14 protein-coding genes are annotated in these 14,879 nt (G+C 72.3%); 7 read left to right on the forward strand and 7 right to left on the reverse strand.

The window, feature by feature from the left end:
- Nucleotides 1–97: 97 nt before the first annotated feature.
- Both ACPA54_RS15380 and ACPA54_RS15385 read right to left on the reverse strand, forming a co-directional pair.
- Complete coding sequence (locus ACPA54_RS15380) at nucleotides 98–1,429, reverse strand: hypothetical protein (protein WP_423529987.1); 1,332 nt, start codon at nucleotides 1,427–1,429, stop codon at nucleotides 98–100.
- Nucleotides 1,430–1,510: 81 nt separating this feature from the next.
- Nucleotides 1,511–2,329 carry a 3'(2'),5'-bisphosphate nucleotidase CysQ gene (locus ACPA54_RS15385; protein WP_423529989.1) on the reverse strand — a complete coding sequence of 273 codons (819 nt, stop codon included), beginning with the start codon at nucleotides 2,327–2,329 and terminating at the stop codon, nucleotides 1,511–1,513.
- 131 nt (nucleotides 2,330–2,460) lie between these two features.
- On the opposite strand from ACPA54_RS15385, the gene cysD reads away from it, so the two are divergent.
- The 4 genes from cysD to ACPA54_RS15405 are packed head-to-tail and all read left to right on the forward strand — an operon-like array spanning nucleotide 2,461 to nucleotide 7,188.
- The gene (cysD, locus tag ACPA54_RS15390; RefSeq protein ID WP_423529991.1) at nucleotides 2,461–3,366 is read left to right on the forward strand and encodes a sulfate adenylyltransferase subunit CysD; all 906 of its coding nucleotides are present in this window, start codon (nucleotides 2,461–2,463) and stop codon (nucleotides 3,364–3,366) included.
- Between the two features lie 2 nt (nucleotides 3,367–3,368).
- Nucleotides 3,369–4,673: a sulfate adenylyltransferase subunit 1 gene (locus ACPA54_RS15395; protein ID WP_423529993.1), complete on the forward strand. Its 1,305-nt coding sequence runs from the start codon at nucleotides 3,369–3,371 to the stop codon at nucleotides 4,671–4,673.
- Complete coding sequence (locus ACPA54_RS15400; RefSeq protein ID WP_423529995.1) at nucleotides 4,673–5,965, forward strand: sulfotransferase family protein; 1,293 nt, start codon at nucleotides 4,673–4,675, stop codon at nucleotides 5,963–5,965. Before ACPA54_RS15395 ends, ACPA54_RS15400 begins: the two co-directional genes overlap by 1 nt.
- Nucleotides 5,962–7,188 (forward strand): hypothetical protein, encoded by a 1,227-nt coding sequence (locus tag ACPA54_RS15405; RefSeq protein WP_423529997.1) that lies wholly within the window; start codon nucleotides 5,962–5,964, stop codon nucleotides 7,186–7,188. The genes ACPA54_RS15400 and ACPA54_RS15405 overlap by 4 nt, the downstream gene beginning before the upstream one ends.
- A 250-nt stretch (nucleotides 7,189–7,438) precedes the next feature.
- Here ACPA54_RS15405 and ACPA54_RS15410 read toward each other — a convergent pair whose 3' ends face one another.
- Together ACPA54_RS15410 and ACPA54_RS15415 are read right to left on the reverse strand one after the other, a co-directional pair.
- A complete protein-coding gene (locus tag ACPA54_RS15410; protein WP_423529999.1) occupies nucleotides 7,439–8,413 on the reverse strand; it encodes an LLM class flavin-dependent oxidoreductase in 975 nt (324 codons plus the stop codon).
- Nucleotides 8,414–8,540: 127 nt separating this feature from the next.
- On the reverse strand, nucleotides 8,541–9,014 hold the full coding sequence (locus ACPA54_RS15415; protein ID WP_423530001.1) for a MarR family winged helix-turn-helix transcriptional regulator: 474 nt from the start codon (nucleotides 9,012–9,014) through the stop codon (nucleotides 8,541–8,543).
- Nucleotides 9,015–9,271: 257 nt separating this feature from the next.
- On the opposite strand from ACPA54_RS15415, the gene ACPA54_RS15420 reads away from it, so the two are divergent.
- Complete coding sequence (locus tag ACPA54_RS15420; protein WP_423530003.1) at nucleotides 9,272–9,505, forward strand: hypothetical protein; 234 nt, start codon at nucleotides 9,272–9,274, stop codon at nucleotides 9,503–9,505.
- Here the strand turns inward: ACPA54_RS15420 and ACPA54_RS15425 are convergent.
- The gene (locus ACPA54_RS15425; protein ID WP_423530005.1) at nucleotides 9,486–9,701 is read right to left on the reverse strand and encodes a hypothetical protein; all 216 of its coding nucleotides are present in this window, start codon (nucleotides 9,699–9,701) and stop codon (nucleotides 9,486–9,488) included. The genes ACPA54_RS15420 and ACPA54_RS15425 overlap by 20 nt on opposite strands.
- 93 nt (nucleotides 9,702–9,794) lie before the next feature.
- On the reverse strand, nucleotides 9,795–10,313 hold the full coding sequence (locus tag ACPA54_RS15430; protein ID WP_423530007.1) for a hypothetical protein: 519 nt from the start codon (nucleotides 10,311–10,313) through the stop codon (nucleotides 9,795–9,797).
- A gap of 545 nt (nucleotides 10,314–10,858) precedes the next feature.
- On the opposite strand from ACPA54_RS15430, the gene ACPA54_RS15435 reads away from it, so the two are divergent.
- Nucleotides 10,859–11,332, forward strand: coding sequence for a hypothetical protein (locus ACPA54_RS15435; RefSeq protein WP_423530009.1), 474 nt, complete (start codon nucleotides 10,859–10,861; stop codon nucleotides 11,330–11,332).
- 1,210 nt (nucleotides 11,333–12,542) lie between these two features.
- Nucleotides 12,543–13,487, forward strand: coding sequence for an IclR family transcriptional regulator (locus tag ACPA54_RS15440; RefSeq protein WP_423530011.1), 945 nt, complete (start codon nucleotides 12,543–12,545; stop codon nucleotides 13,485–13,487).
- On the opposite strand, the gene ACPA54_RS15445 is transcribed toward ACPA54_RS15440, so the two are convergent.
- A complete protein-coding gene (locus tag ACPA54_RS15445) occupies nucleotides 13,477–14,862 on the reverse strand; it encodes an alkene reductase (RefSeq protein WP_423530012.1) in 1,386 nt (461 codons plus the stop codon). The two genes, ACPA54_RS15440 and ACPA54_RS15445, sit on opposite strands and share 11 nt — an antisense overlap.
- Nucleotides 14,863–14,879 lie beyond the last annotated feature (17 nt).

Genomic DNA, 14,879 nt, shown 5'->3' on the forward strand with positions numbered 1-14,879 from the left:
GGTGTTCCGGTTCCGGCAAACGCTGTTGCCGAAACCGGAACTACGCCGAATCGGCACTGCCCCGAACCGGGGCAGGGCCGAGTCGCGACGAGGTCGGCTACAACTCGTGCAACCGCCCTGCCTCGGGCCGGTACGTCCAGTGCCAGGCTTCCTGCGTCCACTGCTTCTTGAGCGCGGTGCGGTGCTTCCCGAACGCGGCCAGTCCGGTCTCGACCGCGGTCCCGAGGCCGCCGGCGAGGTCGTCGGCCGGGACGGGGACGCGGGCGAGCAGGTGCTGCTTGTCCTGCGCGAGGACGAGGTCGCCGTCGGGCGAGCAGCCGAGCAGGCTGAAGTTCTTCAGCAGGCTGAACGGCTTGATGCCGGTGGAGACCTTGGCGAGGAGTTCGCCGTCGGCGTCCCAGGCGTAGAGGCCGTAGCGGTTCAGGTGGTAGACGCGGCCGCGCGCCGGGTCGGTGGCGACCTGGTAGCACCCGCCGGTGTACGGGCTGTCCTGGTAGGCGTGCATGCCGCGGAGCTTCCCGAGGACGGCGCCCTTGTCGTCGACGAGCGCGAACGTGAACGCGTTCCCGCGGTTGCCGCTGCGGAAGAGTTCGGCGAACACGGGGACGACGAACCGGTCGTCGGCGAGCGGCTGCGGGGCGCCGAGCCACTTGCGGCGCCGCTGGTAGAGCCCCGCCCATTCCTCCGCGACGAGGTCGCCGAGGGCGGGTTCCGGGCGGTGTTCCAGGCCGACGGGGCGGCCTTCGTGCATCACGTAGGAGCTGACGTCGAGTTCCGGACCCTGGTGCTGGGGCCGCGCGTCGAGGGAGGCGAATGCGTGGATGGTCGGGCGGTCGCCTGCGGTCGGCGCGGTGTCGGCGATGCCGATCAGGTTCGCGGAGAAGTTGCCGTACTGGTTGGTGCCGTACTCGGCGGTGACGCACAGCAGGCGTCCGCCGGGTGTCACCGCGATGCGGGAGGCGAAGGGCGTGCCGGGCTCGTAGTCCTCGTAGGCGCGCCGGTGCGAGTTCTGCGTGTACGCGCCGATCTCGCGGGTCAGCTCCGCATCGAACAGGTAGGTGTTGTCGTGCCGCCCGCACAGCGCCACCGTGCCGTCGGGGAGGACGGCGAGGCGGAAGTCCCACGCGTCGCCGAACTTCGACCACCGGGTGCGGCGGCGCACGACCGCGATCGACGCCGGTTCCCCGCCGCCGTCCGCCGCGTAGCGGGCGAGGACGCTGAGGGACACCGTCCGGTCGTGCGGGTTCTCCGCGGCCTCGCCGCCGGGCTTGTAGCGGCCGAGGTGGGAGAGGACGTACAGGTCGCCGCCGGGGCCGTAGGCGGCGTCGAGGTGCTGGTAGCCCCAGCCTGCGGTGTACGGGGCGGCCAGGTCGATGGCGTACGTGTCGACGACTTCGGCAGGCAGGGGCAGCGGCAGGGTGGGAAGCATGGGGCCAGTTTGCCGGGTGGGACCGACAGCGTTCGTGCTGGTGGGGCGGCCTCCGATCGGCCGCCCCCCCCGCCCCCCGCCTCAGACCAGCGGCCGCAGTGCCGCCAGGATCCGCTCCGCGAACTCGACCCGGCAGATCACCAGATCGGGGAGCTTCGGGTCCTCGCGGTTGTAGGCGAGCGGTGAGCCGTCGATGCGGCTCGTGTGCAGTCCGGCGGCCCGGGCGACGGCGACCGGGGCCGCCGAGTCCCACTCGTACTGTCCGCCCGCGTGCACGTAGGCGTCGCTCTCGCCCAGCACTACCGACATGGCCTTCACGCCGGCCGAGCCCATCGGCACCGTGCGGGCGCCGAGAGCTTCGGTCAGGTCGCCGACGAGGGCGGGCGGACGGCTGCGGCTGACCGCGAGGCGGATCGGCTCCCCGTCGGGGCGGGCCGGGAGCGGCGGGTGGCCGTCGGCGCCGCTGGTGAGGACGGCGTCCCGGGCGGGCAGCGCGACCGCGCCCGCGGTCAGGGTGCCCCGGGACCAGAGGGCGACGTGCACGGCCCAGTCGGTCCGGCCGGGTTCGCCGTACTCGCGGGTGCCGTCGAGAGGGTCGACGATCCACACCCGGTCCGCGCCGAGCCGCACCGGGTCGTCGGCGCCTTCCTCGGACAGCACGGCGTCGTCCGGGCGGAGCCGGGCGAGCGCGGCGACGAGGAACTCGTGCGCGCCGCGGTCGCCGCGCTTGCCCGCTTCCTTGCCGCCCTCGCCGCGGAGCCCGAGCAGGATCCGCCCGGCCTCGCGGGCGAGCCACGCCGCGCAGGCGACGTCGTCCGCGTGCGGCGCGGGCCACGCCAAGGCGTCCATGTCCGCCGGCGCCTGGTCCGCACCCGCAGTGACCACTGTCTCCTCGGTCATCCCCAACCCTTCCCCGATACCTTCTTGATAAGTAACTTCATTAGAAGATACTTTGCAGGAACTGACAAGCCGTCAGGTTCGCGGCGCGGCAGCCTAACGACTGCGGTCGTGCGACGAGAATCGGAGCCCCAGTGACCTACCGGCTCACTCACTTGAAGGCCTTGGAGGCCGAGGCCATCCACATCATCCGCGAGGTCGCGGCCGAGTTCGAGAACCCCGTGCTGCTGTTCTCCGGCGGCAAGGACTCGGTGGTCATGCTGCACCTCGCGCTGAAGGCGTTCGCGCCGTGTGCGCTGCCGTTCCCCGTCATGCACGTGGACACCGGGCACAACTTCCCCGAGGTGATCGAGTTCCGCGACCGGCGGGCCGAGGAGACCGGGGTGCAGCTGGTGGTGGCTTCCGTGCAGGAGTCCATCGACAGCGGACGGGTCGTCGAGGAGAAGGGCCCGCGCGCGTCGCGCAACCGGCTGCAGACCACCACGCTGCTGGACGCGATCGAGAAGTACCGGTTCGACGCGGTGTTCGGCGGCGCCCGGCGCGACGAGGAGAAGGCCCGCGCGAAGGAGCGCGTGTTCAGCTTCCGCGACGAATTCGGCCAGTGGGACCCGAAGAACCAGCGCCCCGAGCTGTGGAACCTCTACAACGGCCGGCACCGGCACGGCGAGCACATCCGGGTCTTCCCGCTGTCCAACTGGACCGAGCTGGACATCTGGCAGTACATCGCCGAGGAGGACATCGTCCTGCCGCCGCTGTACTACGCGCACCGCCGCACCGTGTTCGAGCGGGACGGCATGCTGCTGGGCGTCACCGAGTTCCTCACGCCGCTGGACGGCGAAGAGCCGTTCGAGGAGACCGTCCGGTTCCGCACCATCGGCGACGCGACCGGCACCGGCGCGGTCCGCTCGACCGCGGCGGACGCCCGCGAAGTCGCCGCGGAGATCGCCGCGACCCGCATCACCGAGCGCGGCGCGACCCGCGCGGACGACCGGATATCCGAGGCCGGCATGGAAGACCGCAAGCGCGAAGGGTACTTCTAGACATGACCGACACCCTGTCCCCCGCCGCCGCCCCGGACACCGGCGAACGCCCCGTCGACATGCTCCGCATCGCCACCGCGGGCTCCGTCGACGACGGCAAGTCCACGCTCATCGGCCGTTTGCTCTACGACTCCAAGGGCATCTTCGACGACCAGCTCGCCTCCGTCGAGGACACCTCGCGGCGCCGCGGACACGCGCAGACCGACCTGTCGCTGCTCACCGACGGGCTGCGCGCCGAGCGCGAGCAAGGCATCACGATCGACGTGGCCTACCGGTACTTCGCCACCCCGCGGCGGAAGTTCATCATCGCGGACACCCCCGGGCACATCCAGTACACGCGCAACATGGTGACCGGCGCGTCCACCGCCGACCTCGCCATGGTGCTCGTGGACGCCCGCAAGGGCCTGCTGGAGCAGTCCCGGCGGCACGCTTTCCTCGCGTCGCTGCTGCGCATCCCGCACTTGGTGTTGTGCGTCAACAAAATGGACCTCGTCGACTATGACCAGGCCGTGTTCGAAGGCATCCGCGACGACTTCACCGCGTTCGCCGAGCGGCTCGACATCGCCGACATCACGTTCGTCCCGATGTCCGCGCTCAACGGCGACAACGTCGTCACCCGCAGCGAGAACATGTCGTGGTACGAAGGCAGTTCGCTGCTGCACCACCTGGAGAGCGTGCACATCGCGTCGGACCGCAACCTCATCGACGCCCGTTTCCCCGTGCAGTACGTGCTCCGCCCCCGCGACAGCGACTACCGCGGGTATGCCGGCACCATGACCGGCGGCGTGCTGCGCCCCGGTGACGACGTCGTGGTCCTCCCGTCCGGCCTGACCAGCCGCGTCGCGGGCATCGACGGGCCCGACGGGCCGGTCGGGGAAGCGTTCGCGCCGATGGCCGTCGCGATCCGGCTGGAAGACGAACTCGACGTGTCGCGCGGCGACATGATCTGCCGCCCGCTCAACCGGCCGCGCACCGGCCAGGACCTGCACGCGATGGTGTGCTGGCTCAGCGAGCAGGGCGACCTGCGGCCGGGTGCCACGTATGCGCTCAAGCACACCACGCGCACGGTCCGCGCCAAGGTCGGCGAGCTTCGCTACCGGCTGGACGTCAACACCGGCCACCGCGACCGCGACGCCGCCGCGCTCGGCCTCAACGAAATCGGCCGGATCACCCTCCGCGCCACCACGCCGGTCATGTACGACGCCTACCGCCGCAACCGCGCCACCGGCGGCTTCATCCTCATCGACGAAGCCACCGACAACACCGTGGCCGCCGGCATCCTGCTCGACGACGAAGGAGCCTCGTGATGACCGGCCAGGACTGGACGCCGGCCGAACCCGACGCGTGGGTCCGCGACGTCAACGCCGGACGCGTGCCGCTCCTCGCCGAGGAGTACGGCCGCCCCCTCGACGTCGCCGACCTGCTCGGCGAAGCCCGCGCGACGACCGGCCTCGACGACTTCGGCGACTTCGACTTCGGTGCCCCCGGCGGCTTCGAGGAACCGCTCCGCATCCTCGTCGACTCGATGGAGGCCGAAGGCCGCCTCAACGTCCTCGGGCGCTACGAGATCCGGCAGCAGATCCTGCGGCTGCTCCAGGTGCGCCTGCACATCGCCCGCTACCTGCGCGACGACCCGGGCGTCCTCGACGAGCCCGTCGACGCCCCGCTGTTCGTCACCGGCGCACCGCGCACCGGCACGTCGATCCTGCACGCGCTCCTCGCCCAGGACCCGGCCAACCGGGTCCCGGAAAGCTGGGAGTTCCTGCGCCCGGTGCCGCCGCCGCAGCCCGGCGGTGTCGACGAGAGCGGCGCCGACGACCCGCGGATCCCGGTGGTGAACCGCGAACTGCGGCTCACCGCGATGATCGCGCCCGGGTTCGACGCCATGCACGAACGCGGCGCGCGCATGCCGAAGGAGTGCATTTCGGCGCAGGCGATCGCCTTCCTGTCGGAGGACTTCCCGGGCAAGTTCCGGGTGCCGTCGTATGCCGCGTGGCTGGCGTCGTGCGACATGCGCCCGGCGTACCGGGCGCACAAGGTCGTGCTGCAGATCCTGCAGCGCCGCTACCCGGCGGGCCGCCGCTGGGTGCTCAAGGCACCGCCGCACCTGGGCACGCTCGACGCGCTGCTCGACACGTACCCGGACGCCCGGGTGGCGGTGACGCACCGCGACCCGCTGAAGGTCCTCGGGTCGCTGGCGAGCCTGCTGGCGACCATCCACGCGACGCACAGCGACGCCGTGGACGCGCCGGAACTCGCACGGACGCAGGTCGACTTCTACGCGGGCGTGCTCAACCGGTACACCGCGCTGCGGCGTTCGGACCGGGTGCCTGCGGAGACGTTCCACGACTCGCACTACGCGGACTTCCTGACCGACCCGATCGGCACGGTGGGCGCGCTGTACGAGCGGTTCGGGCGGGAGCTGACGGACGAGGCGAAGGACGCGATGAGCGCGTACCTGGCCGGGCGGCCGCGCGGCAAGCACGGCGCGCACACGTACCAGCTGTCCGATTTCCGGCTGGACGCGGCCGCGCTGCGCAAGGAGTTCGCGGACTACAGCGCGTACTTCGCGGTCCCCGAGGAAGGCGGTGCGGCGTGAGCGACGACCAGTCGAGTGGCGCGAGCGGGGAGCGGACGCCCGGCGCGGACGTGCTGTCCGGTGCCGCATGGCGGGAGTTCTGTGCGCGGATGGCGGATGTCGGCGACCGGATCCTGGGCCCGGAGTTCCCCGGGTCGGACCGGGACCGGGCCGAGGGCTTCCGGCATCTGGCGAACCAGGTGGCGTGCTGGCTGACGTACCAGCTGGCGGCGACGGATCCGCGGCATCCGGCGCTGTTCACGCACAACAACCTCGTCTACCGGTGGGGCGGGCCGAACGTCGACCAGAACGCACGCCGGGCGCCGGTGGCGGGGGACGGCACGTACCGGCTGAGCGTGGCGATGAACGCGTGCGAGAAGTTCATCGTGCAGATCAAAGCCGGGAACATGCACATGGGCGTGAAGGGGATCTCCGCCGAAGTCGACTCGGACGCGCTCGGCATCGGCCCCGGCGACACCGCCGAGATCCTGGTGTGCGCGGAGCGGCCGGACGGCTACGACGGCCCGTGGATCCCGCTCGCCCCGGAAGCGGCCGTGCTGCACGTGCGCGACTTCTACTACGACTGGAAGCCCGCGCAGCCCGCGATGTTCGCCCTCGAACGGCTGGACAACCAGGGCGAGCCGCATCCGCCGCTGACCCCGGAGCGGGTCGCCGAGATGCTCGACGGCGCGGCGGCGATGGTGGAGAACTCGGTCTCGTACTGGAACACGTGGGTCGAGGAGACCGCGACCGCGCAGCCGCCGAACACGTTCTCGTCACCCGACGTGGTCGAAGGCGGCGTCCAGGACGTCGTGTACGCGTTCGCGGACGTGCGGGTCGGCCCCGGCGAGGCCCTGGTCGTCGAGGTGGTGCCGGACGAGTCCGCCCAGTGGAACGCACAGCTGCAGTCGATCGGCTGGTTCGAGTCGCTGGATTTCCCGCACCGGACGACGTGTGTGAACCACCGGGAGGCGCACCGCGGCCCCGACGGGCACGCGTTCCTGGTGATCGCCGCGGCGGATCCGGGCGTGCCGAACTGGCTGGACACCGAAGGCCGCGACCGGGTGTTCTGCACGCACCGCTGGGTGGGCGTTCGGTCCCGGCCGACGGTGCGCGCTTCGCTGGTGCCTTTGGCGCAGCTCCGGGAGCACCTCCCCGCGGACACCCCGACGGTGTCGGCGGAGGAACGCGCGGCGCAAATCCGGGCCCGGGCCGCGCACGTGGCCTGGCGGTTCCGCGCCTGACGGCGCACGGACTCGGTTCACGGCTCATGCCGACGCCGTGAACCGGACCGGCGCCCGGTCCGTTCCGCTCCGAGCCGCGGAGCGGGCCGGGCGCCCCTTTGTGCCGGGCTCCGCGCTGCCGCCCGGTCCCGCCTCCTCCGGGGACGGGCAGTGCGGAGCCCGATTCCTTCGTCTTCCCCGAGGCCCCTGCTTCCGAGGCCCCTGCCTCTGGGGGCCCTGCTTCTGGGGGTCTGCTTCTGGGGCCCTGCCTCTACGCGAGCCGCGGGGCGAGTTCGGTGCAGAGCACCCGGACGTGTTCGCGGACCAGGTCCTCCGGCATGCCGCCGAGGGTGGCGAAGAACCAGATGGTGTCGACGGGGGCGTCGCCGAGGTACGCGCGGATGTCGGTCGCGGCCTGCTCCGGTGTGGCGTGCAGGAAGTGCGCGGGCTTGGCGCTCGCGCCGCGGGCGCGCCACCGTTCCGGCTTGATCGGCGGCGGCACGGGCATGTCGGTGCCTTCGACCGAGTAGCGGTGGTACTGGTTCCACTGCCGGGCGAGCGCCTCGGAGACGACGGGCCAGTCGCGTTCCGGATCGTGCGTGATCCAGCCGTTGAGCAGCCCGGCCATGCGCGCGGTGGCGGGGTCGTGGCCGCCTTCCGCGAGGCCGTTGCGGTAGGCCACGGCCAGCTCCGGGTTCGCGGACAGCAGGCTCTCGCCGAGCAGCCCGGCGCGGCGCGCGCCTTGCGGGCCTTGGTAGCCGAGCCAGATGCGGGGGCGCTCCTGGACGGGCGGCGGGGTGATGGCGCCGGTGTCCCACAGGCGGCGGATGTCGCGGGCGCGGGCGTCGGTGGCGCCGTAGCGCGCGCGGCCCTCGTCCTGCGCGTCGAACAGCGCGTACTCGGGGACGCGGTAGCCGGTGCCGAGGCCGAGTTCGAGGCGGCCGCCGGACACCAGGTCGACGATCGCGGCTTCCTCGGCGATGTGCGCGGCGTGGCGCAGCGGGGCGATGGTGACGCCGGTGCCGATCCGGGCGTTCCGGGTCCGGGCGGCGACGGCGGCGGCCATGGTGAGGGGCTGCGGGAGGTAGCCGTCCTCGAACTGGTGGTGCTCGGTGAGCCAGATCGAGTGGACGCCGAGGCGGTCGGCCTCTTCGCACAGCTCCAGCGTGAAGGCGTAGAGACTGGCCCAGTCTTGGCGTATCGGGCCGGGGTTGCGCAGGTCGAAGTAGATGCCGACGTTGACCACGGGTGTTCCTTTTCGGTCGGGCGTGCCGAGGTGCTGCTGTGCTGACGTGCTGATGTCCTGCCGTGCTGATGTCCTGCCGTGCCGATGTCCCGCTGTGCTGATGTCCTGCCGTGCCGACGTGCGGTGCTCAGTCGTTCTTCGGGGTGCGGAGGTCGTTGCCGAAGCGGGACATCGTGGCGGCGAGGGTTTCCAGGTCGCCGTCGGTCCAGGTGTCGAGGGAGCGGGCGAGCCAGTCGGACCAGACGCCGCGCAGGCCTTGGGACAGCGCGACTCCCGCGTCGGTCGCGTGCAGGAGCTGGGCGCGCCCGTCGTCGGGGTCGGCTTCCCGCCGCACCAGCCCGCCCTTGACCAGGGTGTCGACCTGCCGGCTCGCGATCGACCGGTCCTGCCCGGTCAACTCCGCCAGCGCGGAGAGGCGCAGCGGCCCGAACGCGACGATGTGCCCGAGCGCGAACGCCTCGGTGCGCGTGAGGTTGCCGCCGGCACGTGCGGCCAGCTCGCGGTGCAGGCGGGTGCTGCGGGTCGCGGCGAGCAGGGCTTCGAGCGCACGGTGCACGTTCTCCAACGAGACGTCACGCGGTGCGGGGGGTGGAGCGCTCATAATAGTTGATATACATCACGCAACTATCCGGGGGAAGATCCACTCCGGGGACGGGGCGGGTGAGAACGGACACGTGGGCGCGGCCGGCCTTCTTCGGCCTCGCGCGCTTCGCGCACCTCGCGCACAGACGCGGCAGGTCACGGCGATGTCCCCACTCGGCAACAACTCCCCCTGCCGCGCATCGTTCCACCCCCGCAGCGCTTCTTACCTTCTATAGGCGCACCGCCACCGCGGCACACTCACACCCAGGGGGACCCATGCCGGCCAAGCCCACCACACCGACCGCACCCCGCCGCCACCACGAAGCGGCCGCAGTCCGGGCCCCCGGCACGCACCCCACCCGCAGCAAACTTCGCCGCCGCCTGTCCCAGATCAGCCCCCTCCTGCAGATCGGCGCCCTGATAGCCCTCGCCCTGCTCGCGGCGAACCATCCCGACACCACCCGCGATTGGGTCGACAAGACGTGGCTGGTCATCGACCGGCTGCAGTAGGGCTTTCGCTCTGCTCCAGCGCCTCCACGACCTGCTGGTGCACGAGCAGCTCGCGGCGGCGTCCCGGACTCGTGAGCACGATCGCCTTCGCGTCACCCAGTGCCCCCGGCGCCGCGCCCAGCAACTCGTACGTCGCCAACACCGCGTCCGTTACGTCGACCCGGCGTCTGGCGAGCAGCCGCTGCACCACTTCCATGCCACCGCCGCCGGCCAGGACAGCTCGGCACTCCCCCACGAGCGCGTGGATGCGAGCTGCCCGCGTCGCGTCCATGGCGTCCCCCTCTTACGGTCAACAGCTCTGATGCTTCACCACGGCGTCGCCGGCCGCGGCGGCGGCGTAGAAGTCCTCAAGGTCCTCCAGGTCTTCGACGAGGTGTTTCGCCCAGGCGTCACTCCAGGGCGTCGAGTGTCGAAGGTCGGGGACGATTTCGGTCATGCGTTGCGGGTGGGCGGCGATCCAGGCCGCGTACTCCGCATGTGCCATCACTTCCGCGGCGGCGGCCACCGCGTCGGGCGCCAGGACCACGACGGCCACGTACTCCTCCACCTCGCCGTCCGGGTTTGTCCCCGCGTCCGTCCGAGCCTCGCCGCCGTAGACGGGCAGCGCCGCGGCGGGCTGTTCCGGGCAGCACTCGCGGAGTACCCGGTCCATCAGTCCGCTGTGGGACTCCGCGTACGCGATCTGGCCTGCCGCGCACAGGTCCGGATCTTCTTCCCTCCAGTTCAGCGTCATGTCCAGCAGTTCCTGCGGGGACGACGACGCGATCACGTCGGCTGAGGTACGCCGCCAGAAGAAGGACACGCTCACTTTGCGACTCCGCCGATCCGTAACGCCGTTGACGGTCAAGGCGACGGACTCCAGGAGTTCACCCCGACACGACGCCGTCTCGGCGGCACCGTCGGTCAGTTGCCGACCGGGCGGAAGACCTGGGCTTTGCCCTCGGGGGTGTCTTGCAGCTCGGGGGGTATGCCCGGTCGGGTCCGGTAGGCCACGCCCGAGATGGTCTGGTGACGGGGTGCGCGTCGGAGGACGGCGTTGCGCGTGGGTCCGCCGACGCGGCCGGTCGGCAAAGCGCTTCGGCGGCGGAGTTGCCGCCCTGCTCCGCGGACCGTCCCTCGGCCGAGTCCTCGTCCCCGCCGCCGAAGTTGCCGGTCATGCCGTCCGGCGAGGTGCTGACCGCGCCCCCGGCGGAGTTCCTGCAGATGCCGGTCCTGGTGACCTGCGTCGGAGGCCCCGCCGACGGGCGAACAGAGCGCCTCCCCCTCAGCCGCCTCAGGGAGACAATCAGCCTGCCTGTCAAGCTTTCGTCAAGACTGCTTGACGTCAGGGCAGCTTGACGGCACGCTCGGGTTATGACTACTCCTGACGAGCTTGAGCGGGCTTTCACGCTGATGACGGCTGCCGCACGCTACGACGCTCTGCGGACGCGCGACTCTCTCGCGTTCGGGGACGACGGAGACGCGGCGCTGAGCCGAGCGGAAGTGCTGGAGCTGCTGGCGTTGAGCGAAGTCGTCGCACGCAAGGCCGGTTACGGGCGCCAGCTGGCGGTCCGGTCGGCGCGGCAGGCGGGGGCCTCGTGGGCGCAGATCGGGGCCGCGCTCGGGACGAGCAAGCAGGCGGCCTGGGAAGCCCACAACCGGTGGATCGACGATCAGGCCAAGCAGCACGACAACCCGGGCCACCTGGGCTGGGACGCCGACGACATCGCCGCAGCCCACGCCTTGGCCGACGCCCCGGACGAGGACGCCGAGGCCGGGGACGGGGACGGGAAGCAGGACACGGGCAAGGGCGCGGGTACGGAGCGCGCGACGCCGGATCGCGCGTGAGCGGCGATCCCGCGGCGGCGTGAGGGCCGTGGCCGTCTGCGCCCGAGCCGTGTCCGGAACCGCACCACCGCCACGGCACCACACGCTCCACTCTGCGCAACGCCGCCACCTCGCGCCCGAGTTCGCCGAACTACCTCGCTCCGCAACCACACGTCTTCCCCGGGCAACCCGGACGGAGGTCAGGGCACGGACGTGGACGGGGCAGCGTCGGATCGGGCGTGAGCGGCGACCCCACGGGGGATCCGGCTTGCGACCGTCGGCGACTGAGCCGCGTCCGGCACCGATCGCCGCCCCCGCCCTCCACCGCCCAGCCCTGCCACCACACCCTCCAACCCCGCGCAGCGCCGCCTCCCCACCCCTCGTCGCCGGTCGTCGCCTCGTCCGCGATCCGCCGGCCGAACTCGTAGAACTGCGTCGCGTGCAGGATCGAGAACGGGATCGACGCATCCCTGACGAGCTGCTCGTGGGCGATCTTCGCCCGGAAGGAGCCGATGTCGTGGTGCCGGTCGTTGCCCGCCTCGCTCCGCAACCACACGTCTTCTCCCGCCCGAGCCGAACCCCTGCCTCACAACGCCGCCCGTTCACGCCACTACGCCCTGGCCGAAGCAGGGCGACGCAGACCGGAAGTCAGGGCGCCCGCGCAGGCGCGGTCCCGAGTCCGATGGCAGAGTCCGGCCAAGGCGCGCTTGGCCTCGTTGGGGGGACCAGGCCGGAGCAAATCACTGCGACAACCGACCCACTGCAGCCGGTTTGCGCATGAGCGGCGATGCCACGGCGAAGTTCAGCCATTCGTCGTCGGGCCTTCCGACGGCGCCGGGCGACTTGGGCGCGCAGTTGTCCGACGGCCGCCGCGCCGCGCGGTCGGACTCGACATCACCACGACATCAGCCCGTTGCGCGCCGACAGTTGCGCCTGAGCCGTGCCCGGAGCCGACCGCCACGGCAGCCGACCGCCACCGCAACCGACCCCGCGCACGCCTGGCACTGCGCCCCACCTCGCCTCACCACCGCACGCCCCCACCACGCCGCGGCCTGCACCGCATGCCCCGCACGCACTCCCCTCGCCGCCGCCGCATGCCCCACCACGCGCGGTCGGCAAACGCCACGGCAAGGCCACGCAGGCCACCGTGCGCGCGGCGCCCCCTTCCCTCGCCCACCACCCGCACTCGGCACCAGCCCTCCCCTCCCGCCCCTGTCGTACCCTGGCCCGCATGCAGAAAGCCGCAGGTGGGCAGTCGGGTGAGGTGTGGTCGGCGATGGTGTCGCCGCCTACCGATCGGGTGATTGCGGTGACCGAGTTTCTTGCCTCGCGGCCCGGCGAGCCGGCGACGGTGGCGGAGCTGGTGCGCCATCTGGGGTTGACGCGGGCTACGTGTCACGCGGTGTTGGCGGCCCTCGTGCGGGCGGGGTGGGTGATTCGGGATCCGGTCGACCGGACGTTCACGCCGGGTCCGGCGTTGATCGCGTTGGGGCGCTCGGCCGAGACCGGCGTGCCCGCGGCGCGCGCCGCTGATCGGGAACTGGCCGCGCTGGTCGACGAGTTGGGCATGTCGGCGTCGGTGGCGTATCCGAGCGGCGAGCACATCGTCGTGGGCGGCTACCGGGCCGCGGCCAAAGCGGAGGAGTCGGAAGGGGTGCGCGTCGGGCAGCGGATTCCCTTTGCTCCGCCGTTCGGGCCGGGGCTGGTGGCGTGGGGTACCGAGGACGACGTCGCGGAATGGCTGGCCCGTGCCCCGCAGCCGGATGCCGGGCGCGCCGACTTGTTCGCCCGGGTGCTGGCCTCGGTGCGGGCGCGCGGCTACACGATCGAGAGCCATACGCCCGCATCCGTCCGACTGCGGTCCCTGCTGGTCGAGTGGGACTCGCTGTCGCCGCGGCAGCGGCCCGCCGTCGCCGAACTGCTGTACGAGATCGGCGCGATCGACTACCTCGCCGACGACCTCAAGGAAGGCCGCACCTACCCGACCGGGGTCATGTCCGCCCCCGCCTTCACCGCCGACGGCCGCGCCGCGCTCAACATCAGCGTGTACGTGTGGGCGGAGCTCGACCCGGCGGCCATCCGCGCCGTCGGCGACCGTCTGCTGCTCGCCGCGCGCACGGTCACCAAGGAACTGCGCGGAACCCCGCCCGCCGGGTTCCCGGCCGTCAGCCGCTGATCGGGTAGTCCACGTAGCCTTCCGCGCCGCCCACGTAGAACGTCGCGGGGTCGCCGGCCGCCGGCGCGCGGTCCAGCGCGAAGCGCGTCACCAGGTCGGGGTTGGCGATGAAGCCGGCGCCGTAGGCGACCGCGTCCGCGATGCCCGCCTCGAGCGCCGCGTTGCCGGACGCCCGGTCGAAGCCGTTGTTGACGAGCACCGGCCCGTGGAACAGCTCCCGGTAGCGCCGGAACGCCGCGAAGTCCGGCCGCCCGGGCGCCTCCGGGTCCGGGCCGCGCAGGTGCAGGTACGCGACGGGCCGGTCGTTCAGCGCCGCCACCGCCGCGTCGTAGTCGGCCAACAGCGCCGCGTCCGGGCAGAACCGCTTGGCCGTCCAGTACGGCGACATCCGCACTCCCACCCGCCGCTCCCCCGGCCACGCCTCCGCGGCCGCGTCGACGATGCGCAGGAGCAGCTGCCGACGGCCTTCCGCGTCGCCGCCGTACGCGTCGGTGCGCCGGTTCAGCTGCGGGTTCAGGAACTGCGGGATCAAGTACGACCCGACCGCGTGGATCTCCACCCCGTCGAACCCGGCCCGACGGGCGTTCCGCGCCGCCGAGGCGAAGTCCTCGACGGCGGTGTCGATGTCGGCTTCGGTCATGGCGCGCGGCGTGCCAGTGGGCTGGAACCCGTCCTCGGTGTAGGCCATTTCCTCGGGGTCGACCGCCGAGGGCCCGGCGGGCCGCGCGCCGCCCAGCAGGTCCGGATGCGACGCGCCGCCGATGTGGCACAGCTGCGCGACGATCCGTCCGCCCAGTGCGTGCACCACCCCGGTGACCCGGCGCCATCCCTCGACCTGTTCCTCGGTGAACAGCCCGGGCACGTGCACGAAGCCGATCGCGCGCTCGCTCACCGACACCCCTTCGGTGACGATGAGCCCGGCCCCGGCCCGCTGCCCGTAGTAGACGGCGTGCAGGTCGGTCGGCACGAGCCCGTCGTTCTGCGCCCGGGCCCGGGTGAGCGGCGCCATGACGACCCGGTTGGGGAGGGTGAGGGATCCGAGCGTGAGGGGACGGAGGAGGGGCTGCTCCGTCCAAGCGCGGTCGGGGGCGGGCTCGGAGCCGGGGAAGGGGCCCGGGGCGGCCGGGATGCCCGGCGCCTCGGCTCCCCCCGCGGCGGGCCGGCCCGCACGGGCCGAAGCCCGTGCGGCCTCGGCCGAGGCCGCCGCCCCGGGCTCCACCGTCGTGTCGGCCGACGCCTCTGCGGTCACGACTGCCCGACCGCCGGTCTCCCCGCCCGTCCACGCCCCGTCCCCACCCCCTCCCGGGCGGCTCGCGGCCGCGTCGGAGGCGGCTTCGTCGTCGGCGTGTCGGCGGGCGTGGGTGTCGGCAGGCATGGTGATTCCTCCGTGGT

The organism is Uniformispora flossi, assembly GCF_049534875.1.
Lineage (GTDB): Bacteria > Actinomycetota > Actinomycetes > Streptomycetales > Streptomycetaceae > Yinghuangia > Yinghuangia aomiensis.